Raw genomic sequence first — 20993 nt, 5'->3', positions numbered from 1 at the left:
AAGGGGCGAAGCCTGTGAAGTCATCGCCTGGTTCATGGAGTTCATCACGACCGAGCCGCCCCGCCCCCCTCACGCCAGCCCCAGGGCGAAGACCGCGAACCCCGCCGCGAGCAGCCCCGCCACCGCGCGGCGGGCGTTCGCGGCGCGGGTGCCCGCCTGCCACGGGGCGTCGAAGCGGCGCGCGTACCGGGCGATCAGCACCAGCAGCCCCGTGAACACCGGCAGCCACACCAGCCGGGCCAGGATCCAGCCGACCGTGTCCGGCCCGCTCGTCAGCCCCGCCACCGTCGTCCCCGTGAGCGAGACCGGTACGGCCGCCGCCAGCATCGCCGTCTGGTGCCAGCACAGGATCGTCATCGCGGACAGGTTGACCACCACGACCGGCGCCCACAGCAGCGGCCTGCGCAGCAACCGCCCGAGCCGCTCCCGTATCAGCATCGCCGCCCCGCTCTGGGCCGCCGCCAACGCCACCACCAGCAACGACGGCGGGTGGGAGTTGGTCCGCACCTCGCCGGGCACGCCCACCATCGACGCCGGGTAGTGGAAGACCAGCAGCAGGACGGCGAAGAGCACCGCGCCCCCGACGAGCAGCAGCCGCGCACCCCGCCTCCCGATCCGGCCCTCGCCCCAGGCGACGCCGAGCAGGTAGGCGAAGAGCCAGCCGGGCAGCAGGTTGACCAGGCTCAGCCAGGACGGCATCCCGTCCGCGAACGGCCCGTACCGCAGGAAGTCCACCACCGCGACCGACCCCAGCAGCGGAAGCGCCGCCCACCCGCCGAACCGTCGCGCGAGGCTGACGCAGAGCGGCGTGAGCGCGGTGACCACGGTGTACACCCCGACGAACCAGAGCGGCTGGATCACCAGCGTCGACCCCGTCCGCAAGGTGTCGCCCGGCACGCCGAGCCAGGACAGGGCCGCCAGCAGCACCGCCCACACCGCCGCCACCCCGAGCACCGGTCTGCCGAGCCGGACCAGCCGCCCGCGCAGCCAGGCGGCCGTGGTCGAGGGCCGGCGGTGGTAGGAGAGGACCGAGGCGTACCCGCCGACCAGGAAGAAGATCCCCAGCATCTGGAGCACCCAGCTGAACGGGGCGAGGGCGCCGAACGTGGCGAGCGGGCTGGCGTTGTGCAGCCCCTCCGCGTCGAGCCGGAAGCCGCCGAGCATCCAGTGCCCGAGCGGCACCGCGAGCAGCGCGAGGGCGCGCAGCCCGTCGATCGCCCGGTCCCGGTGGGCGGGGGTGGCGGCGTCGACCCGGGCGGCGAGCCGGTGCGCGCGCGTGTGCGCAGGTGTCGTCATCGGGCCGCGCCCTCCGCCGAAGCCCCCCGGGCGATCGACGCCAGGACCCGCAGCGACTCCGTGCCCGGGGCGAAGTACCCCGCGTGCCCCTGGGTGTCGTAGGCGGGTATGCGGCGGGCCCCGAACGCCGGGTCGGTGGGGTCGGCACCATGGCCGAGCCCGGCGAACCGCACGCTCGGCACATCGTCTATCCAGTCGTCCGGTGCCTTCGCCGCCCACACCCGGGCGCGCGTCCGCAGCGCGTCCACGTCGTCGGCCCGCATGCCGGGGGAGCCGAGGACCACCAGGTCGGTGGCGGGCAGGCGGTGGGCGGCGAGCCCGCAGACGACCGAGCCGTAACTGTGGCAGAACACGGCCGGTTCGGGCAGCCCGTCGGCGACCAGCCCCTCGGCGAACCGCTCCAGCCGCTCGGCGCCCGCCTCCGCGAGCCGTCCGGTGGCGGCATCTACGCCGACGCCGACGGGGGTGGTGTAACCGGCCCAGGCGATGACGGCGGTGTCCGGACCGGCCGCCTCGCGCAGGGTCCTGGCCATACCGGGAGGGGCGCCGTGGGCGGCGACCTTCCGGTCGAAGGTCCCCGCGTCGTTGTCGGAGCCGGGCACCACCACCGAGACCCGGCGCGCGGTGCGCAACTCCCCGAAGACCTCGGCGACCTGGCCTCGCCCGCGCGGATCGAAGGCGAGGATCTGCCGACCGGGCGAGGCGAGCGAGCGGTAGCGGGGATCGTCGGAGGCGGCCAGTGCGAGGGCGTTGGCGCGGTAGCGCAGCTCCAGGGGCGCCCCGTCGAGATTGCCGACGACGGACGGATGCCGCACGAGAAGGAGATGACGCTCCCGGCCGTCCAACCCGGAGAAGAACGCGGCCACTTCGGCAGGGGCCGAGCGCTCCGGATCGGGCAGCCCGCCGCCCGGTGTCCGGTCCGCCCGCCAGGACGCGCTGCCGGGCGGCGGCCCGGTCAGCGCCTGCTGCGCATCCCCCGAAACCCAGCCCGCCGTCCCCGTCACCACGCTGGTGGCCAGTGCCAGCGCGGCCACCGTCCTCGCGTATCGGCGCATCGTGCCCTCCCTCTCTGCCGCCGCACCGATCGGTGCGAACGGGAGGAAGGTAGGAAGAGGACGGGTGAGGGGGCGTCACACCGAGGGGCCAACTCCGATGTACTACCGGGGTAGGGGGTGGGGTACATCCTGGCTCGGAGCCACGTCGCCGCGCCCCTGCGCCCCTGCGTCCCCACGTCCCCCAGTCCCTCCCGGGCCGGAGCGCCACCCTCGCCCGGGGTCGGAACCCCACCCTCGCCCTCCGGCCGGAGCGCCGGCCTCTCCCCACGCGGGCCGGGAGCTACGGCGCCGCGTCCCCCGGAGTCACCAGCCCCGACTCGTACGCGAAGATCACCGCCTGCGCCCGGTCCCGCAGGTCCAGCTTGGCCAGCACGCGGCCGATGTGCGTCTTCACGGTCTGCTCGGCCAGCACCAGCCGCTCCGCGATCTCCTGGTTCGACAGGCCCCGGGCGATCAGCTCCAGCACCTCGCTCTCGCGCGGGGTCAGCCCGTTGAGCCGCAGCGCCTGCCTGCCGCGCGTCACCCCCGCAGGCCGCTGCGCCGCGAAGTCCGCGATCAGGCGCCGGGTCACGGAGGGTGCCAGCAGGGCGTCGCCCGCCGCCACCACCCGTACCGCCGCGATCAGATCGGCGGGCGGGGCGTCCTTCAGCAGGAACCCGGAGGCACCTGCCCGGAGCGCCTCGTACACATAGTCGTCCACGTCGAACGTGGTCAGCATCAGCACCTTCGGCCGGTGCACCACCCCCACCGGAGGGTTCAACAGCTCGCGGGCGGCGGCCAGTCCGTCCATCTCCGGCATCCGGACATCCATCAGGACCACGTCCGGGTGCTGGTGACGGCTGACCTCCACGCCCTGCCGGCCGTCCGCCGCCTCGCCCACCACGTCGATGTCGCCCTGCGCGGACAGCAGCGCCGCGAACCCCGCCCGCACCATGGCCTGGTCGTCGACGATGATCACGCGGATGGTCACAGGTCCTCCGAAGGGGGTGGGGCGGGCGGGGACGCGGGCGGTGACCCGGCCGGGGGCAGCGGTATCCGGGCCGCGACCCGGAACCCGCCGTCCGGCTGCGGGCCGACGCCCAGCGTGCCGCCGGTCAACCGTACGCGCTCCCGCATCCCGACCAGCCCGTGCCCGGTCCCGCTCGTCTCCAGCGGTGAACTGCGGCCGGCGGCGGGCCCGTTGACGACGAGCACGACAAGGTGGTCGATGTCCCTCGCGACGAGGACCCGGGTCCGGGCCCCCGGCGCGTGCCGCACCACGTTGGCCAGCGCTTCCTGCACGATCCGGTACGCCGACAGGTCGACGGCCGGTGGCACCTCGCCCAACTCCTTGGAGAGCGAGAGATCCACGGGCAGTCCCGCCCGCACCGTCGCCTCCGCCAGCTGCTGGAGCCGGTCCAGCCCCGGCTGCGGCGCCCGGTCCCCCTCCGTACCGTCGCTCCTCAGCACCGACAGCAGCCGCCGCATCTCGCCCAGCGACTCCCGCGCGGCCGCCGCGATCGCGGTGAACTCCTCCTCGGCGGCCTTCGGCAGCCCGCTGATCCGGTACGGCGCCGAGTCCGCCTGCACGGTGATCACCGACATGTGGTGGGCGACCACGTCGTGCAGCTCACGGGCGATCCGGGTCCGCTCCTCCAGCAGCGTGCGCTGCGCCCGCTCGGCCTCGCTGATCGTCTCCTGCTCGGCGAGCCGCCGCTGCGCCACGCCCCGCTCCCGTATCGCCCCGCCGATCACCAGCACCACCGCGCCGAGCACGGTCAGCAGCAGGGCGCTCCCGCTGCTCCGGTCCGGGGCGATCAGGTGGAGCACGGCTCCGGCTCCCCCTGTCACCGCCCAGACGGCGATCACGGTCCGCCGCGTCTCGCGGAGCCCGATCGCCAGCAGCAGGAAGAGATAGGCGACGGTCCCCGGCGGGGTCCACGGCCAGGCCTCGTCCCGGCCGGAGGTTTGCGCCAGCAGCACCAGCGCGCCCACGACGTCGGCGGGGAAGATGATCCACCACGCCTGGAGGGGGCGGTGGGCCAGCATCAGCAGCGGCGCCGCCTGGGCCACGCCGAGCGCCCCGGCCAGTGCGCCCGACACGCCGTACTGCGAGGTCAGGACGGTGATGGTGACCGGGATGAAGGTCGCGGCCAGTGCGAGCACGACGACGTACGGAAGCAGCCGCTGCCAGAGTTTCGGTGCACCGGCCAGCAACGGCGTGGACGGGTGGGACGCGTGGGACAGCCCGTGGCCCAGCTCGCGCAGATTGCGGCGGGCGGCGCTCAGCAGGCCGTCGGCGGGCGGTGGGGGCCCGGCGGAGGAAGTGGACATGACCGGGCCAGCCTAGGAGGACGACCTCCACCGGCACGTCATACCAGGGTCCCGAACCTGCCCCGGCCCACCTCATACCGGGGTACGGGGTGGTGTGACCGGACCTGTGACCCGAGCCGGCCCCCCGACCCCGGGGCGCCGCTCGGAACCTCACGCTCCGCCGGCGGCCGAGCCGGTCCGTACCGGCTGGGCGGGCCGGAACCCGCTTCACAGCTCCGCGAGCAGCTCCGCCTTCTTCGCGCTGTACTCGTCGTCCGTCACGAGCCCCGCCTGATGCAGCTCCCCGAGGTGGTGTATCCGCTCGGCGATGTCCGCCGGGTCGCGCCGCCCGGCGTTCACCAGGACCGGGGCCGGTACGGCCGGCGCGCTCGCGGCCCGGCGTACGGATTCCAGTACGGCGGCGGCGAAGGGCAGTGACTCGTGCACCGGCCCGTAGCCGAGGCCGAAAAGCACCGCCGCGGGGTCCTGGTCCGCCGCGACCCTGACCTCGGCACCCTCCCGGGGCAGCAGGCGGAGGTGGCCGTCCAGGGCCTCGGGGGAGCGCCACTCGATTCCGGCCAATTCGTTCACCCGGTACGTCTGGTCCCCGGCCTTCCACTTCGCGCTGGAGGCACCCGTCCAGAACCACCGGAAGGAGACCCGCTCCCCGTCGAAACCGGCCCGCCCGTCGTACGCCTTGAACTGCATCGGCGCCTCGGGGGCGGCGACCAGGAAACGGTCGGCGGGCTCGTCGGACGCGGGGCCCAGACGGGACCGCAGCTCGTCCGCGTAGTACTCCGCGAGCAGCTCCCGCTCGGCCGGAAGCACCAGGCGGTAGGGGTCGCACCCCTCCTTGAGCTGCCCCGCGGCAGCCTCCAGGAGCGGGTCGGCACCCGGTCTCGGGACCGCACGCAGCACCACCGTGTCCCGCTTGCCCGGGGTCAGCGTCACCGACGACAGCGCAGCATGCGGGATGCGGCGCTCCCGCAGGCTCTGCAAGAGCTTCGGCGTGCGGATACCCCGTTCGAAGCGGATGAGCACGGAGTCGGCGTCGAACTCCCAGGTGGCATGAATTCCGGCCAGCACATCACCCATGTGCCTCATCGTATGCGGCACAGGCGCGCACGTCCCCCCTCGGCGTAAGTCCCAGTTAATCGGCTTGTCACGCAGCTCTACGCGCGTCAGGTCTCGCGTCCACCGGAAATACCACTGCGGCACGCGCCATCGGCGGTGGCACAGCGGACCGATCCATATGCGCCGACCCCGATCGCGGCCAGGTTGCCGAGGCTCTCGGTGCCCGGTTCGAAGTAGCCGCTGTGTCCGGAGGCCCCGGCCGCCGAGACCAGCCGGGCGCCGAAGGCAGGGTCGACCGGGTCGGCGCCGTGGCCGATCCCGCCGAACTCCAGGTGCGGCACGTCCTCGATCCAGTCGTCCCGGTCCCGCATCGCCCAGATCCGGGCGTCGGTGTCCAGCCGGGCGGCGCTCTCGGCCCGCATGCCGGGGGATCCGGCGACCGCGATGTCGGCCACCCGGTGGGGGGCCTCGCCGGCGGCCACCCCGCACACGACCGAGCCGTAGCTGTGGCAGAACAGGGAGACCGTCGACCTGCCGGGCAACGCCCCCACCAGGGCGTTCAGCCGTACGGCCCCCTCCGACGCGAGCCCGCCGAGCATCGCGTCCACGCCGAGTCCGGCGGGGGCGGTGTAGTCGGCCCAGGCGATCACGGCGGTACGGGTCCCGGGGGAGGCCGCGCGCTCCGCCCCGTACAGGGACTTCGCCATGCCGACGGGCGCGGAGTTGACGCGGCGGGTCCGTTCCAGGGTCAGCAGCTCGGTGTCGACGCCCGGCACGACCACGGAGACCCGTGAGGCCCGGTCCAGGTCACCGAAGACCTCGGCGGCGCGGCCCCGGCCCGACGGGTCGAAGGCCAGGATCTGGCGGTCCTTCGCGAGCATGGACCGGAAGCGGTGCATCCGCCGGGCGGCCTCGTCGCGGCCGAGCGCGGTGAGCCCCTCGTCGTACGTACGCCGCTGCTCCACGGCCGCCGCGCGCTTCAGGGCCAGCCGGTTGGCGTGGTAGCGCAGGGCGACCGGGGCGCCGTTCAGATTCCCCACGATCGAGGGATGCCGGTCCGCGAGCGCGAGCCGCTGCCCCGAGGTGAGCGTGGCGAAGAAGTGGGCCATCCGGTAGGCGGGCGCTCCGGCCTCCGGCAGCGCACGGCCCACGGTCCGGTCCCGCGCCCAGGAGGCGAGGGCGAGCTCCCGTTCCCCCTCCGCGTGGCGGTCCCGTACGGCGGACCAGCCCGTGGTCGCCAGCATCACGAACACGACGGCCACGGCGAGCAGCGCACGCCAGGCGGTCAGGGTGGGAGAGGAGTCGAAAGAAGTCACTGCGCCACACCCTAGGAGACGGGCGCGGGCGACCGTGATTCAGGTGAGACACGTCACCCGGCTGCGGGCACGTCACCCGGTCGCGGTACGTCACCGGGCCCGTCACCCCCGTCGCGGGCGCGTCGCCCGTCCATGGGCCCGGTCACTCGGCGGTGTGTACGTCACCCGGCTGCGGCACGTCACCCTCGGAGCCCTCCGGCCGGCGCCAGTCGCCCGCCAGGGCCGGGACCAGCTGGTCCAGGTAGGCCTCGGTGAGGTCGCGCAGGGCCTCCACGCTCGAATCGTGGCCCTGGCCCCACAACTGCCCGGTCACCCGCATCACCCCGGAGAACGCGGCCACGGCGACCCTCGGGCGCGGGTCCCGCTCCACGTCGAGCCCCTCGCGCTCCGCGATGAGCCCGGCGATCTGGTTCTCCAGGGCGATCCCGCGCCGCATATGGGCGGCCAGCAGGGAGGGGGTCGACTCGATCATCTGGTAGGTCCGCATGTGCAGCTCCACCGTGATGACCTCCTCGATCGCCTCGCCGATGCTGTTCCAGGCGCAGAGCACCGCCCGGCGCATGGCCTCGAAGGGGGCCTCGCGGGCGGGACGGCGGCGCAGCTCCGCGATGAAGCGGGACTCCACCATCTCCTGCACCGCGAAGGTCACCTCCTCCTTGCTCGCGAAGTAGCGGAAGAAGGTGCGCTGGGAGACATCGGCCGCCTCGACGATCTCGTCGACGGTGGTCCGTTCGTACCCCTGGGTGGCGAAGAGTTCGAGGGCGGCTCGCAGCAGGGCGTCACGGGTGCGCCGCTTCTTGCGCTCACGGAGTCCGGGCCGGGTCGCGCCGCTCTGCCCGTGGGTCACGTACGAGTCCTCTTTCCGCTTGTTTGTCCAGGTCAGCATACCTGTGAGCTACGCGACAGTTACTGACTAGTGAATGCGTTTGTCAACTGTCAGTAGCTGTCACTAGTCTCCGCGTATGACTAGTCAGACCACCGTCGAGAAGGCGCCGCAGGAGCCCGGGGACGGCCCCGTACCCGCCACGGCCAAGGGGCTTCGCGGCCACCCCTGGCTGACCCTGTTCGCCGTAGCCATCGGCGTGATGATGGTCGCGCTCGACGGCACGATCGTCGCCATCGCGAACCCCGCGATCCAGAAGGACCTCGGCGCCACGCTCGCCGACGTCCAGTGGATCACCAACGGCTATCTGCTCGCCCTCGCCGTCGCGCTGATCACCGCGGGCAAGCTCGGTGACCGCTTCGGCCACCGGCAGACCTTCCTGATCGGCATCGCTGGCTTCGCGCTCTCCTCCGCGGCGATCGGTCTCTCCGGCGAGATCGCGCTGGTCATCCTCTTCCGTGTGTTCCAGGGCCTCTTCGGCGCCCTGCTGATGCCCGCCGCCCTCGGTCTGCTGCGGGCCACCTTCCCCGCCGAGAAGCTGAACATGGCCATCGGCATCTGGGGCATGGTCATCGGTGCCTCCACCGCGGGCGGCCCCATCGTCGGCGGGCTGCTCGTCGAGCACGTCAGCTGGCAGTCGGTCTTCTTCATCAACGTGCCGGTCGGCATCGTCGCGCTCATCTTCGGTCTGGTGATCCTCAAGGACCACCGCGCCGCCAACGCGCCGCGCTCCTTCGACATCTTCGGCATCCTGCTGCTCTCCGGCGCCATGTTCTCCCTCATCTGGGGCATCATCAAGGCCGGTGAGTCCTGGGGCTGGGGCGGCGTCTGGACGTGGGTCTTCCTCGGCCTCGCGCTCGCCCTCTTCCTCGCCTTCGGTGTCTGGCAGACGCAGGTCCGCGAGCCGCTCGTCCCCCTCGCGATGTTCCGCTCCATCCCGTTGACGGCCGGCACCATCCTCATGGTCCTGATGGCGTTCGCCTTCATGGGCGGCCTCTTCTTCGTGACGTTCTTCCTCCAGGGCGTCCACGGCCTCAGCCCGGTCGACAGCGGACTCCACCTGCTGCCGCTGACCGCCATGATGATCGTCTCCTCGCCGGTCGCCGGTCTCCTCATCACCAAGTTCGGCCCCCGCGTCCCGCTGGTCGGCGGCATGGTCTGCACGGCCGTCGCCATGTTCGGCATGACGACGCTCAGCGAGTCCACCGGCACCTTCGCCATGTCCCTCTGGTTCGCCCTGCTCGGCTGCGGCCTCGCCCCGGTCATGGTCGGCGCCACCGAGGTCATCGTCGGAAACGCGCCCCTGGAGCTGTCCGGTGTGGCCGGTGGCCTCCAGCAGGCCGCCATGCAGGTCGGCGGCGCGCTCGGCACCGCCGTGCTCGGCGCGGTCATGTCCTCCAAGGTCAGCTCCGACTTCGCCGGCAACTGGGCGGACGCGGGCCTGCCCGGCACGCCCGACCCCGCCCTGGAGAAGGCCGCCGAGTTCGGCATGGTCCCCGTCGACGCGCTCTCCCAGGCACCCGGCATGACGCCGGAGGTCGTCGGCGCGATCGGCAAGGTCATCCACGACACGTTCATGTCCGGCATGGGCCTCGCGTTCACCGTCGCGGGCGTCGTCGCCGTCATCGCGGCCGGTGTCGCCACGTTGACGAAGCGCGGCGAGAACGCCGAGGCGGGCGCCGGAGTGGGCCACATCTAGCAACCGCCCCCAGGAAGCGGACCGGAGGCGGGGGCTTACCCCCGTACGCCGTCAACACCGCGCACACGACAGCCCCGCCGAACCCTTTCGGCGGGGCTGTCGCCTATCAGGGTGGCGTCGGCCGTCCGCTCTTCCCCGGACCCCGCCGCGCTGGTCAGGGTGGTCAGGACAGCGCAGCCGCCGAGAGCCGGCGGTGCGCACACGACCACGGGGGTTCATCCACCATGCGCACGATCCGTACCGACCGCACGCCCGGCACCAGCGGCGCAGCCCGCACGTCCCGCACCTCTCGCACCTCTCGCACCAGCCGTACGTCCCGCGCCTCCCGGACGACTGCTCTCGCCGCGGGCCTGGCCGTCACGGCGCTCACCGCGCTCGTCCCGCAGGCGCTCGCCCACGACCGCGCCGTGGCGAGCGGCACGCACCCGGCCCCGGACACCCGGCTCGGCACCTGCGAGGCGGGGAGGCTCTGCCTCTGGAAGAAGCCCGACTTCGCCGGCGCCCGGCAGACCTACGAACTCGCCACCGTCGACATCGAGAGCTGCACCCCGCTCCCCAAGGGCGGCGACGCCCAGTCCCTCGCCAACCGCACCGGGCGGCCCGTCACCACCTACCAGTCGGCCGAGTGCCAGGAGACGGGCGAGTTCGAGACCTACCCGGGCGGCGGGACCTGGGTGCCCCGCTCCCCGTACCAGGTGAGGGCGTTCAAGATCTGGGAGAACTAGGCCCTCGTCCGGACCGGGACGGGAACCGGGCCCGGGAAGGGACGGGAACCGGGCCGGGGAGCGGACGTGCGGGTGCCCGGAACACGCCGAGGGGCGGCGGCGCACCCGCGCCACCGCCCCTCGGGCCCGTACAGCAGCTCTACGGCTAGGCGTCGCCGCCCGCCGCGCCCGGATCGGCCGCGGCCACATCCAGGAGGTCGTAACGGTCCAGCGCCGTCTTCAGGGCCGACCGGTCGACCCGGCCCTCCTTCGCCAGCTCCGTGAGCACCGCGAGGACGATCGACTGGGCGTCGATGTGGAAGAACCGGCGGGCCGCACCCCGCGTGTCCGCGAAGCCGAAGCCGTCGGCGCCCAGCGACTGGTACGTCCCCGGCACCCAGCGCGCGATCTGGTCCGGCACCGAACGCATCCAGTCCGAGACCGCCACGAACGGGCCCTCGGCCCCGTCCAGCTTGCGCGTCACATACGGAACGCGCTGCTCCTCCTCCGGGTGGAGCAGGTTGTACCGCTCCACCTCCACGGCCTCGCGCCGCAGCTCGTTCCAGGAGGTGGCCGACCAGATGTCCGCCTTGACGTTCCATTCCTCGGCGAGGATCTTCTGCGCCTCGACGGCCCACGGGACCGCCACACCGGACGCCAGGATCTGCGCCGGGATCTCGCCCGCCTCACCCTGCTTGAACCGGTAGACACCCTTGAGGATGCCCTCCACGTCCACGTTCTCCGGCTCGGCCGGGTGCTGGATCGGCTCGTTGTAGACGGTGAGGTAGTAGAAGACGTCCTCGTTGGCCTCGCCGTACATCCGGCGCAGCCCGTCCTGCATGATGTGCGCGATCTCGTACCCGAAGGCCGGGTCGTAGGAGACACAGGCCGGGTTGGTCGAGGCGAGCAGCTGCGAGTGGCCGTCCGCGTGCTGGAGGCCCTCACCGGTCAGGGTCGTACGCCCGGCGGTCGCGCCCAGCACGAAACCGCGCGAGAGCTGGTCCGCCATCTGCCAGAACTGGTCACCGGTGCGCTGGAACCCGAACATCGAGTAGAAGACGTACACCGGGATCAGCGGCTCGCCGTGCGTCGCGTACGCCGAACCGGCGGCGATCAGCGAGGCCGTACAGCCCGCCTCGGAGATGCCGTCGTGCAGCATCTGACCGGTCGGGGACTCCTTGTACGCGAGCAGCAGGTCGCGGTCGACCGCCTCGTACTGCTGGCCCAGCGGGTTGTAGATCTTCGCGCTCGGGAAGAACGCGTCCATGCCGAACGTGCGGTACTCGTCGGGGGCGATCAGCACGAAACGCTTGCCGATCTCCTTGTCCCGCATGAGGTCCTTCAGGATGCGGACGAACGCCATGGTGGTGGCGATCGACTGCGAACCCGAACCCTTCTTCGCAGCCGCGTACGTCTTCTCCTCGGGCTGCGGCAGGGGCTTCGCACGCACCACCCGGGTCGGCACGTAGCCGCCCAGACTGTTGCGGCGGTCGTGCATGTACTGGATCTCCTCCGAGTCGCGGCCCGGGTGGTAGTAGGGCGGGTAGCCCTCGTCCAGCTGCTTGTCGGTGATCGGGATGTGCAGCCGGTCCCGGAACCGCTTGAGGTCCTCGACCGTGAGCTTCTTCATCTGATGGGTCGCGTTGCGGCCCTCGAAGTTCGGCCCCAGCGTCCAGCCCTTGACCGTCTGCGCCAGGATCACGGTCGGCTGGCCCTTGTGGGCCTTGGCCGCCGCGTAGGCCGCGTACACCTTGCGGTGGTCGTGGCCGCCGCGCCCCAGGTGCAGGATCTGCTGGTCGGTCATGTCCTTGACCATGTCCCGCAGCCGCGGGTCGTCACCGAAGAAGTGCTCACGGATGTACGCGCCGGTCTCGGTGGCGTACGTCTGGAACTGGCCGTCCGGCGTGGTGTTCAGCTTGTTGACCAGGATGCCCGTGCGGTCCTGCGCCAGCAGCGGGTCCCAGGAGCGGTCCCAGACCAGCTTGATGACGTTCCAGCCGGCGCCCCGGAACTGCGACTCCAGCTCCTGGATGATCTTCCCGTTGCCGCGCACCGGGCCGTCGAGCCGCTGCAGGTTGCAGTTGACCACGAAGGTCAGGTTGTCCAGGCCCTCACGGGCGGCGATGGAGAGCTGCCCCAGCGACTCGGGCTCGTCCATCTCGCCGTCGCCCAGATACGCCCAGACGTGCGACTTGGAGGTGTCGGCGATACCGCGCGCCTCCATGTAGCGGTTCATCCGCGCCTGGTAGATCGCGCCGAGCGGACCGAGACCCATCGAGACGGTCGGGAACTCCCAGAAGTCCGGCATCAGCCGCGGGTGCGGGTAGCTGGACAGCCCGTCCGGCGCCTTCGACTTCTCCTGGCGGAACGCGTCGAGCTGCGTCTCGCTCAGCCGGTCCAGCAGGAACGCGCGGGCGTAGATCCCCGGGGACGCGTGCCCCTGGAAGAAGATCTGGTCGCCGCCGTCGCCCTGGTCCTTGCCCCGGAAGAAGTGGTTGAAGCCCACGTCGTACAGCGAGGCGGAGGAGGCGAAGGTGGCGATGTGGCCGCCGACGCCGATCCCCGGACGCTGCGCCCGCGAGACCATCACGGCCGCGTTCCAGCGCGTCGCGTTGAGGACCTTGCGCTCGATCTCCTCGTCGCCGGGGAAGAACGGCTCGTCCTTCGTGGCGATCGTGTTCACGTAGTCCGTGCTGCGCATCTCCGGCACGGCGACACGCTTCTCACGCGCGCGCTCGATGAGCCGGAGCATCAGATAGCGGGCCCGCTCACGGCCTCGCTCGTCGACGGCGGCGTCGAGGGAGTCGAGCCATTCCTGGGTCTCCTCGGGATCGAAATCCGGGACCTGGCTCGGAAGGCCGCCAATGATGATCGGGTTGCGATCGGATCCGGAAGCCACACTGTTCCTTCGCTGTTCGGTGGTGCTCTGCGGGGTCTGTTACGGGGAACGTACCCCCGGGACAACTGCCTGTGCGCCGCCTCCATCGTGCTACCGCGAAGGCCCGAACGTCATCTCTACCGTGGGGTAACCCCGAGGTTGCGAAAATTCTCCGGCGGGGCACGAGTATGAGCGGTACGCGGCTGGGTACGGGCAAACCGCAACCTTACGCCCAAGCCGTCCAAGCGTTCCCAAAGGCCGTTCGAATCCGATTGGCGGAGCGAAACGGCATAAGCTGAGGAAGGACGTAAACGGATGGGGTGACCTCGTGGAGCCCCGGAGGGACCGGCCCAGGCCCCGGGAGAGACATGCCGGAGCTTGCGGTGACGTGGCAGGGAACGTCACCGTTTAGGCGGTCTCGCACGCCGGGTACTTGCGCGATTCGCCGGGCCCGTGTGGACTACGGCCTACGCCCCGCGCACGCGCGTGGCTGCAGCATTTTCCGAAGACATGATCAGGAGGCATCCCGTGAGCGCGACCGCGGACCACGCGGAGGAGCGGACCAACCCGGCGGCACGCCTGGGGTTCGAGCCCGGACAGGTGGTCCAGGAGATCGGCTACGACGACGACGTCGAGCTGGAGCTCCGTGAGGGCATTGAGGCCACTACCGGCCAGGAACTCGTCGACGAGGAGTACGACGACGTCGCAGACGTCGTGCTGCTCTGGTTCCGCGACGAGGACGGCGACCTTACGGACGCGCTGGTGGATGCCATCGGTCTGCTCGAGGACGGCGGTACGGTCTGGCTGATGACGCCGAAGACCGGCCGTGACGGATACGTCGAGCCGAGCGACATCAATGAGGCTGCCCAGACGGCCGGTCTCGCCCAGACCAAGAGCATCAGCGCGGGCAAGGACTGGACGGGCAGCCGTCTGGCCACCCCCAAGGGGGCCAAGGCCAAGCGCTGAACGACTCGCAGGACCACCCGGGGCCCCCGGCCGCGCCCAGGCGCCGCCGGGGGTCTTCGTACGCGCCCGTACGGCCCTGCGTAGGGTGGGTGTCACCCGCACGGGCCTCCCGGGCCCGGGCGGCGGGACGTGAGAAGCGGGAAGCGGCGAAGGGAAGCGTGTTCCATGGCGATCGAGGTCGGCACCGAGGCCCCGGATTTCGAACTCAAGGACAACCACGGCCGGACCGTGCGGCTCTCGGACTACCGGGGCGAGAAGAACGTGGTGCTGCTCTTCTACCCGTTCGCCTTCACCGGCGTCTGCACCGGTGAGCTGTGCGCGCTCCGCGACGAGCTGCCCCGCTTCGAGAACGACGACACCCAGCTCCTCGCCGTCTCCAACGACTCCATCCACACCCTGCGCGTCTTCGCCGAGCAGGAGGGCCTCGAATACCCGCTGCTCTCCGACTTCTGGCCGCACGGCGAGGCCTCGCGGGCCTATGGGGTCTTCGACGAGGAGAAGGGGTGCGCGGTGCGCGGCACCTTCGTCATCGACAAGGCCGGCACCGTCCGCTGGAGCGTCGTCAACGGCCTGCCCGACGCGCGTGACCTGAACGACTACGTCAAGGCGCTCGAAGCGCTCTGAGACGATCTCCCGACGGATCTCCTGGGGCGCCCGGTCAAAAGCCTGTTTTGGCCGGGAACCGGTCACTAGGATCCAATCGTTGATCCGATGCCAACGAACGACGGGGACGCTGGTGTCTGCCGGCCCCTGAGAAAACTACTGGAGGACTCGTGGGAGTCAGCCTCAGCAAGGGCGGCAACGTCTCGCTGACCAAGGCCGCGCCCAACCTGACCGCGGTCATCGTCGGTCTGGGCTGGGACGCCCGCACCACCACCGGCGGTGACTTCGACCTCGACGCCAGCGCGCTGCTGACGAACACCGAGGGCAAGGTCGCGACGGACGGCAATTTCGTCTTCTTCAACAACCTGAAGAGCCCCGACGGCTCCGTCGAGCACACCGGTGACAACCTCACCGGTGAGGGCGAGGGCGACGACGAGGTCATCAAGGTGAACCTCGCCGGTGTCCCGGCCGATGTCGACAAGATCGTCTTCCCGGTCTCGATCTACGAGGCCGAGAGCCGTCAGCAGAGCTTCGGCCAGGTCCGCAACGCGTACATCCGCGTGGTGAACCAGGCCGACAACACGGAGCTGGCCCGCTACGACCTGAGCGAGGACGCCTCCACGGAGACCGCCATGGTCTTCGGCGAGCTGTACCGCAACGGTGCCGAGTGGAAGTTCCGCGCCATCGGCCAGGGCTACGCCTCGGGCCTGCGCGGCATCGCGCAGGACTTCGGCGTCAACGTCTGAGGACGCCGGTCACTCCGGTGACCGCGGACGCACCGCGTTCACGCGGCACCGGGCGCGGCGTCCGAGCAGTACCGAGCAGTACGGGGCGCGCAGCGTCCACGCAGCACTGAGCAGTACTGACCGGTCGCACGGCGCTCACGCACCACCCCGTCCGGCGCCGCATCCCGTGCGGCGCCGGACGCGCTCAACCGGGCGCTTTCGACGCCCGAGCACGGGCGCCCGAAAGCGCCCGTCCGCGTTTCCACGACTCGGGGAGGACACACATGGGCGTCACGCTCGCCAAGGGAGGCAACGTCTCCCTCTCCAAGGTCGCACCCAACCTCACCCAGGTGCTGGTCGGGCTCGGCTGGGACGCACGCTCCACCACCGGAGCCGATTTCGACCTCGACGCGAGCGCACTGCTCTGCCGTTCGGGCCGGGTGCTCGGTGACGAGTGGTTCGTCTTCTACAACAACCTCACCAGCCCCGACGGCTCCGTCGAGCACACCGGTGACAACCTGACGGGTGAGGGCGAAGGCGACGACGAGTCCGTCATCGTCCGGCTCGACCAGGTCCCCGCCCACTGCGACAAGATCGTCTTCCCGGTCTCCATCCATGACGCCGACAACCGGGGCCAGGCGTTCGGCCAGGTCAGCAACGCCTTCATCCGTGTGGTGAACCAGGCCGACGGCCAGGAGCTGGCCCGTTACGACCTGAGCGAGGACGCCTCCACGGAGACCGCGATGATCTTCGGCGAGCTGTACCGCTATCAGGGTGAGTGGAAATTCCGTGCAGTCGGTCAGGGGTACGCGTCGGGGCTGCGCGGCATCGCTCTAGACTTCGGCGTCAACGTTTCATAACGCCGCGCACGGCGCGGGGGAACCCCGTTCGCACCAGGGGAGACCCTTACACAACACGATGAGGTACCAGTGGTTCTGAAAACCTTCGGCTGGTCGTTCGCGGTGACCGCGCTCGGCCTGGTCGCAGCCTTCTTCTACGGGGGGTGGCAGGCTTTCGGCATCGTCGCGATCCTGTCGATCCTGGAGATCTCGCTCTCCTTCGACAACGCGGTGATCAACGCCGGAATCCTGAAGAAGATGAATGCCTTCTGGCAGAAGATCTTCCTCACCATCGGCATTCTCATCGCCGTCTTCGGTATGCGGCTGGTGTTCCCCGTCGTGATCGTGGCCGTGAGCGCCCAGCTCGGCCCGATCGAGGCCATCGACCTCTCCTTCAACGACCCCGACAGGTACAAGGAACTGGTCACGGACGCCCATCCGGCGATCGCCGCCTTCGGTGGCATGTTCCTCCTGATGATCTTCCTCGACTTCATCTTCGAGGACCGTGACATCCAGTGGCTCCGCTGGATCGAGCGTCCGCTCGCCAAGCTCGGCAAGGTCGACATGCTGTCGGTCTGCGTCGCGCTGGTCGTGCTGCTGGTCAGCGCGATGACCTTCGCGACCCACGCCCACCAGCACGGTGGCGGCCACGTGGACAAGACGTCGACCGTCCTCCTCTCGGGCATCGCGGGGCTGATCACCTACCTGGTCGTCGGCGGGCTCTCCGGCTTCTTCGAGGGCAAGCTCGAAGAGGAGGAGGAGCGCGAGCAGGAGGCCGAGGAGCAGGCCAGGAAGACGGGCAAGCCGGTCACCGGCGTCGCCCTCGCCGGAAAGGCCGCGTTCTTCCTCTTCCTCTACCTGGAAGTCCTGGACGCCTCCTTCTCGTTCGACGGGGTCATCGGCGCCTTCGCCATCACCAACGAGATCGTGCTGATGGCCCTCGGCCTCGGTATCGGCGCCATGTACGTCCGTTCGCTCACCGTGTACCTGGTCCGCCAGGGCACCCTGGACGACTACGTCTACCTGGAGCACGGCGCGCACTACGCGATCGGTGCGCTCTCCGTCATCCTGCTGGTCACCATCCAGTACGAGATCAACGAGATCATCACCGGTCTGATCGGTGTCGTCCTCATCGGCCTCGCCTTCTGGTCCTCGCTCCGTCGCAACAAGGCCATCGCGGCCTCGGGCGGAAGCGGCGGGGATGCCGGCGGAAGCGCAGGTTCCAAGGCAGAAGTCCACTCCGGGGTGTGACCCGGTAGGGATTGAGGAACGCTCTCTGCGGGGCGGCCCACACGGCGAAGGCTCTCCGGGATTCTCCCGGACCCGACCCGGGGCCGCCCCGCAGCGCTGTACGCGCGGATGAGTGCGGATGGACGAGGCGTGCGGACCGACAAGTCGGCAGGCCGACAGGTGGGCAGGCCGAGAGGCCGGACAGGTGGGGGTTGGGATGGGGTTCTTCGACGGTCTGTGGCCGGCGCGCGCGGCGCAGTTCGACGCGGGCAACGGCACGTCGAGCGCGATCACGCTCTCGAAGCGCAATGCCACGGTCTCACTCAGCAAGCAGGGCGCGCTCTCGGGCAACCTCCGCGTCAACCTCTCCTGGCGGATGCGCACCTCGGACATCGAGGGCCGCTCCCGCCAGAGCGGCCGGCTGCGGCGCCCCCTCAAGCTCTTCCAGCCCGAGGTGGTCCAGGCGCACACCCAGGGCGTCGTCAACGTCGACCTGGACCTCGGGTGCATGTACGAGCTGGCGGACGGCACCAAGGGGGTCGTGCAGCCCCTGGGCAACCTGATCGGCGACCTGAACAGCCCGCCCTACATCCGGCTCAGCGGTGACGACCGCTTCGGCGCCCCCTCCGGGGAGACGGTCTACGTCAACCTCGACCAGCGCGACCAGTTCAAGCGGCTGCTCTTCTTCGTCTACATCTACGACCGGACGCCCGCGTTCGACCGCACGCACGCCAAGATCACGCTCTACCCGGGCAACGGCCCCCGGATCGAGATCGAACTCGACGAGCGGGCCCCTCAGGCCCGTTCCTGCGCGGTGTTCACCGTGGAGAACGTCAAGGGCGAGCTGATCGTGCGGCGCGAGGTGAAGTTCGTCTACGGCTTCCAGTCCGAGCTGGACCGGCTCTACGGCTACGGCATGCAGTGGGGGCGGGGCTACAAGTCACGGACCTGAGCGCGCCGCTCCCGTGTCCCAGGAGCTTTCGGGGTCCGGTTCAGGCCCGGATGAACTGCGGGCCCTGCGGAGGCAGCACGAAGTGCGGGTCGGGCGCGTGGGCGGCGGCCGCCGCCGGCTGCGGATAGCCGTACGCGGGCGGCGCCCCGGCCCCCTGCGGGTAGCCGTACGCGGGCTGCGGCGCGGGCCCGGGGGGAGCGGGCGGGACGGCCGGGGGCGCGACGGGCGGCGGATAGCCGTAGGCGGGCTGCCGGTGCAGGACGGTGGCCTGGGAGTCGGGGCTCGGCGCGGCGGGTGCGGGAGGCTCTTCGGCGCTGCCCGCCGGACCGCCCCCGTGACCGGCGCTGACCGCCGAACCGGAACCACTCGCTCCGACCGCCGGACCGGACCCACCGGCTCCGGCGCCGGAAGCGGAGCCGCCGGAACCGCCCCCGCCCGCCCCCGCCGCCTCCGAGTCGTCGACCGAGATGCCGAAGGCGGTGGCCAGCCCGATCAGCCCGGTCGGATAGCCCTGGCCCACCGCCCGGAACTTCCACCCCTCGCCGCGCCGGTACAGCTCGCCGCAGATGATCGCGGTCTCCTCACCGGTCTCCGGCCGCACGTCGAAGACCGCCAGCGGCTCCCCGTCGGCGGACGCCACGTCGAAGAGGAGTATCCGCAGGTCCGGCACGCTCGCGAAGGCGGCACCGTCGGACGAGGCGGCGATGACCACCTGCTCCACCGAACCGTCGAGCGCGCCGAGGTCCGCCTCGATCGTGTCCGTGAGCCCCTCGGGGATGCTGCGCTTCGGCAGCCGCCGGACCAGCCCGGACGGGTGACGCGGCTGGTTGTAGAAGACGAAGTCCTCGTCGGACCGCACACGGCCGGAGGAACCGAGCAGCAGGGCGGAGGCGTCCACGTCGGGGACGTCGGCCCCCGGCGTCCAGCGCAGCACGGCCCGTACGGCCATGGCGTCGACCTGGACGTTCGAGCCCTTCAGCATCGTGTGCGTCATGGGCGTCATCCTGCCTGCTGGCGGCACGTGCGGACAACGCGGGGGCGGCAAAGACCCGGTTCTGTCGCGGTTGTGCGGCGCGGCCGACGGGCCGGAACGGCGCCGGAGCGACGAGGGCGCGGCGAGGGCGCGGCGAAGCCGGAGGGAGGCGGAACGGTACCGCGAGGAGAGCCTTGGTGAAGGGCGGGTAACCGGAAATTCATGTACATCGGGAACTGTTGACACTCGTCCGTACGTACTATTACCGGCCATACGTTGTCCGGCCGGTCAGGCAGTTCGGGGGAAACTCATGCGTCACTTCGGGTATATGTCGCCCGCTGCCCGGGAGGGCCTGTTCTTCCGGGAGCCGTGTGAGTTCAGCGCGGACTCGCCCGCGAGCCTGCTCTCCGTCGCCCTCGGCGCCACGCTCTACTCCCCGGCCACCCGGCCCGCCCTGGCCGACGACGTGATGAAGCAGGCCGCCCGTGGTGTCGTCTCCATGGTGCTGTGCCTGGAGGACTCGATCGACGACGCCGAGGTGGTCGGCGCCGAGGCCAACCTGATCAGGCAGTTCACCGACCTGGCGGAGCGGGAGCCGACCGGTGCCGGACTGCCGCTCCTCTTCGTCCGGGTCCGCGAACCGGGCCAGATCACCGACCTGGCCACCCGCCTCGGCCCCTCGGTCCGAATGTTGTCCGGTTTTGTACTTCCCAAGTTCACCGAGGAGCGTGGATCGCTCTTCCTGGAGGCCCTGGCCGAGGCCGAGGCGGCATGCGGCCACCGGCTCTTCGCCATGCCCGTACTCGAATCGCCCGAGCTGCTCCACCTGGAGACGCGCGGCGAGGTCCTCCAGGGCATCGCGCGCTGCGTCGACAAGTACCGGGACCGGGTGCTCGCCCTGCGGCTCGGCGTCACCGACTTCTGCTCGGCCTACGGGCTGCGCCGCGCGCCCGACATGACGGCGTACGACGTCCAGATCGTCGGTTCCGTCATCGCCGACGTGGTCAACGTGCTGGGCCGGGCGGACGGCACCGGATTCACGATCACCGGCCCGGTCTGGGAGTACTTCCGCCGCCAGGAGCGCATGTTCAAGCCCCAGCTGCGCCGCAGCCCCTTCCTGGAGGGCAGCGCCGAGGAGCTGCGTACGGCACTCATCGAGCACGACCTGGACGGCCTGCTGCGGGAGATCGAGCTGGACCGGGCCAACGGCCTGCTCGGCAAGACCTGCATCCACCCGTCGCATGTGGCACCCGTCCACGCACTGTCCGTGGTCAGCCATGAGGAGTTCACCGACGCGCAGGACATCCTGCGCCCCGAGCGCGGGGGCGGCGGGGTGCTGCGCTCGGCGTACACGAACAAGATGAACGAAGTGAAGCCCCACCGGGCCTGGGCCGAGAGCACGCTGCGGCGGGCCGAGGTCTTCGGTGTGGCGAGGGACGACGCCGGCTTCGTGGACCTGCTGGCCGCGGGCCTGGCGACGTGAGTGCGCGTTCGACGAGCGGGCGCGT

General features: G+C 71.0%; 18 protein-coding genes. 9 read left to right on the top strand and 9 right to left on the bottom strand.

The features are described from left to right. Positions 1-69 precede the first annotated feature (69 nt). From ACQ9ZG_RS08725 to ACQ9ZG_RS08695, 7 genes are all read right to left on the bottom strand, one after another. Positions 70-1296: an acyltransferase family protein gene (locus tag ACQ9ZG_RS08725; protein WP_109916488.1), complete on the bottom strand. Its 1227-nt coding sequence runs from the start codon at positions 1294-1296 to the stop codon at positions 70-72. Beyond that, positions 1293-2351, bottom strand: a complete 1059-nt coding sequence (locus tag ACQ9ZG_RS08720; RefSeq protein ID WP_109916135.1) for an alpha/beta hydrolase — start codon at positions 2349-2351, stop codon at positions 1293-1295. The genes ACQ9ZG_RS08725 and ACQ9ZG_RS08720 overlap by 4 nt, the downstream gene beginning before the upstream one ends. A gap of 280 nt (positions 2352-2631) precedes the next feature. Further along, positions 2632-3321 (bottom strand): response regulator, encoded by a 690-nt coding sequence (locus ACQ9ZG_RS08715; RefSeq protein ID WP_084995898.1) that lies wholly within the window; start codon positions 3319-3321, stop codon positions 2632-2634. Further along, complete coding sequence (locus ACQ9ZG_RS08710) at positions 3318-4664, bottom strand: sensor histidine kinase (protein ID WP_109916134.1); 1347 nt, start codon at positions 4662-4664, stop codon at positions 3318-3320. The genes ACQ9ZG_RS08715 and ACQ9ZG_RS08710 overlap by 4 nt, the downstream gene beginning before the upstream one ends. A 207-nt stretch (positions 4665-4871) precedes the next feature. After that, positions 4872-5738 (bottom strand): DUF4429 domain-containing protein, encoded by an 867-nt coding sequence (locus ACQ9ZG_RS08705; RefSeq protein WP_028415387.1) that lies wholly within the window; start codon positions 5736-5738, stop codon positions 4872-4874. 86 nt (positions 5739-5824) lie between these two features. After that, on the bottom strand, positions 5825-7033 hold the full coding sequence (locus ACQ9ZG_RS08700; protein ID WP_109916133.1) for an alpha/beta hydrolase: 1209 nt from the start codon (positions 7031-7033) through the stop codon (positions 5825-5827). Positions 7034-7175: 142 nt separating this feature from the next. Further along, positions 7176-7880 (bottom strand): TetR family transcriptional regulator, encoded by a 705-nt coding sequence (locus ACQ9ZG_RS08695; protein WP_109916132.1) that lies wholly within the window; start codon positions 7878-7880, stop codon positions 7176-7178. A 115-nt stretch (positions 7881-7995) separates the two neighbouring features. Between ACQ9ZG_RS08695 and ACQ9ZG_RS08690 the strand changes: the two genes are divergently transcribed. Together ACQ9ZG_RS08690 and ACQ9ZG_RS08685 are read left to right on the top strand one after the other, a co-directional pair. Then, a complete protein-coding gene (locus tag ACQ9ZG_RS08690) occupies positions 7996-9615 on the top strand; it encodes an MFS transporter (RefSeq protein ID WP_109916131.1) in 1620 nt (539 codons plus the stop codon). A gap of 224 nt (positions 9616-9839) precedes the next feature. Then, positions 9840-10340, top strand: coding sequence for a peptidase inhibitor family I36 protein (locus ACQ9ZG_RS08685; protein ID WP_258312226.1), 501 nt, complete (start codon positions 9840-9842; stop codon positions 10338-10340). Positions 10341-10485: 145 nt separating this feature from the next. Here ACQ9ZG_RS08685 and aceE read toward each other — a convergent pair whose 3' ends face one another. Beyond that, positions 10486-13218, bottom strand: a complete 2733-nt coding sequence (gene aceE, locus ACQ9ZG_RS08680; RefSeq protein WP_084995902.1) for a pyruvate dehydrogenase (acetyl-transferring), homodimeric type — start codon at positions 13216-13218, stop codon at positions 10486-10488. 507 nt (positions 13219-13725) lie between these two features. On the opposite strand from aceE, the gene ACQ9ZG_RS08675 reads away from it, so the two are divergent. From ACQ9ZG_RS08675 to ACQ9ZG_RS08650, 6 genes are all read left to right on the top strand, one after another. Next, positions 13726-14163 (top strand): DUF3052 domain-containing protein, encoded by a 438-nt coding sequence (locus tag ACQ9ZG_RS08675; protein ID WP_018486931.1) that lies wholly within the window; start codon positions 13726-13728, stop codon positions 14161-14163. Between the two features lie 165 nt (positions 14164-14328). Then, positions 14329-14787, top strand: coding sequence for a peroxiredoxin (locus ACQ9ZG_RS08670; RefSeq protein WP_018486930.1), 459 nt, complete (start codon positions 14329-14331; stop codon positions 14785-14787). A 149-nt stretch (positions 14788-14936) separates the two neighbouring features. Continuing rightward, on the top strand, positions 14937-15512 hold the full coding sequence (locus ACQ9ZG_RS08665) for a TerD family protein (RefSeq protein ID WP_028415393.1): 576 nt from the start codon (positions 14937-14939) through the stop codon (positions 15510-15512). A gap of 263 nt (positions 15513-15775) precedes the next feature. Further along, positions 15776-16351, top strand: a complete 576-nt coding sequence (locus ACQ9ZG_RS08660) for a TerD family protein (RefSeq protein ID WP_018486928.1) — start codon at positions 15776-15778, stop codon at positions 16349-16351. 69 nt (positions 16352-16420) lie between these two features. Beyond that, positions 16421-17581, top strand: a complete 1161-nt coding sequence (locus ACQ9ZG_RS08655) for a DUF475 domain-containing protein (RefSeq protein ID WP_109916130.1) — start codon at positions 16421-16423, stop codon at positions 17579-17581. A gap of 196 nt (positions 17582-17777) precedes the next feature. Then, complete coding sequence (locus tag ACQ9ZG_RS08650; RefSeq protein WP_018486926.1) at positions 17778-18512, top strand: TerD family protein; 735 nt, start codon at positions 17778-17780, stop codon at positions 18510-18512. Positions 18513-18552: 40 nt separating this feature from the next. Here ACQ9ZG_RS08650 and ACQ9ZG_RS08645 read toward each other — a convergent pair whose 3' ends face one another. Further along, entirely contained in the window at positions 18553-19515 is a 963-nt protein-coding gene (locus tag ACQ9ZG_RS08645; protein WP_499280223.1) for a TerD family protein, read from the bottom strand. Between the two features lie 280 nt (positions 19516-19795). On the opposite strand from ACQ9ZG_RS08645, the gene ACQ9ZG_RS08640 reads away from it, so the two are divergent. Continuing rightward, on the top strand, positions 19796-20968 hold the full coding sequence (locus ACQ9ZG_RS08640; RefSeq protein WP_028415396.1) for an HpcH/HpaI aldolase/citrate lyase family protein: 1173 nt from the start codon (positions 19796-19798) through the stop codon (positions 20966-20968). Positions 20969-20993 lie beyond the last annotated feature (25 nt).

It is taken from the genome of Streptomyces araujoniae (assembly GCF_050871195.1).
Classification (GTDB): Bacteria; Actinomycetota; Actinomycetes; order Streptomycetales; family Streptomycetaceae; genus Streptomyces; species Streptomyces bacillaris.
Note: the sequence above shows the minus strand (reverse complement) of the source record. Positions and strands in the feature narration are given on the sequence as shown.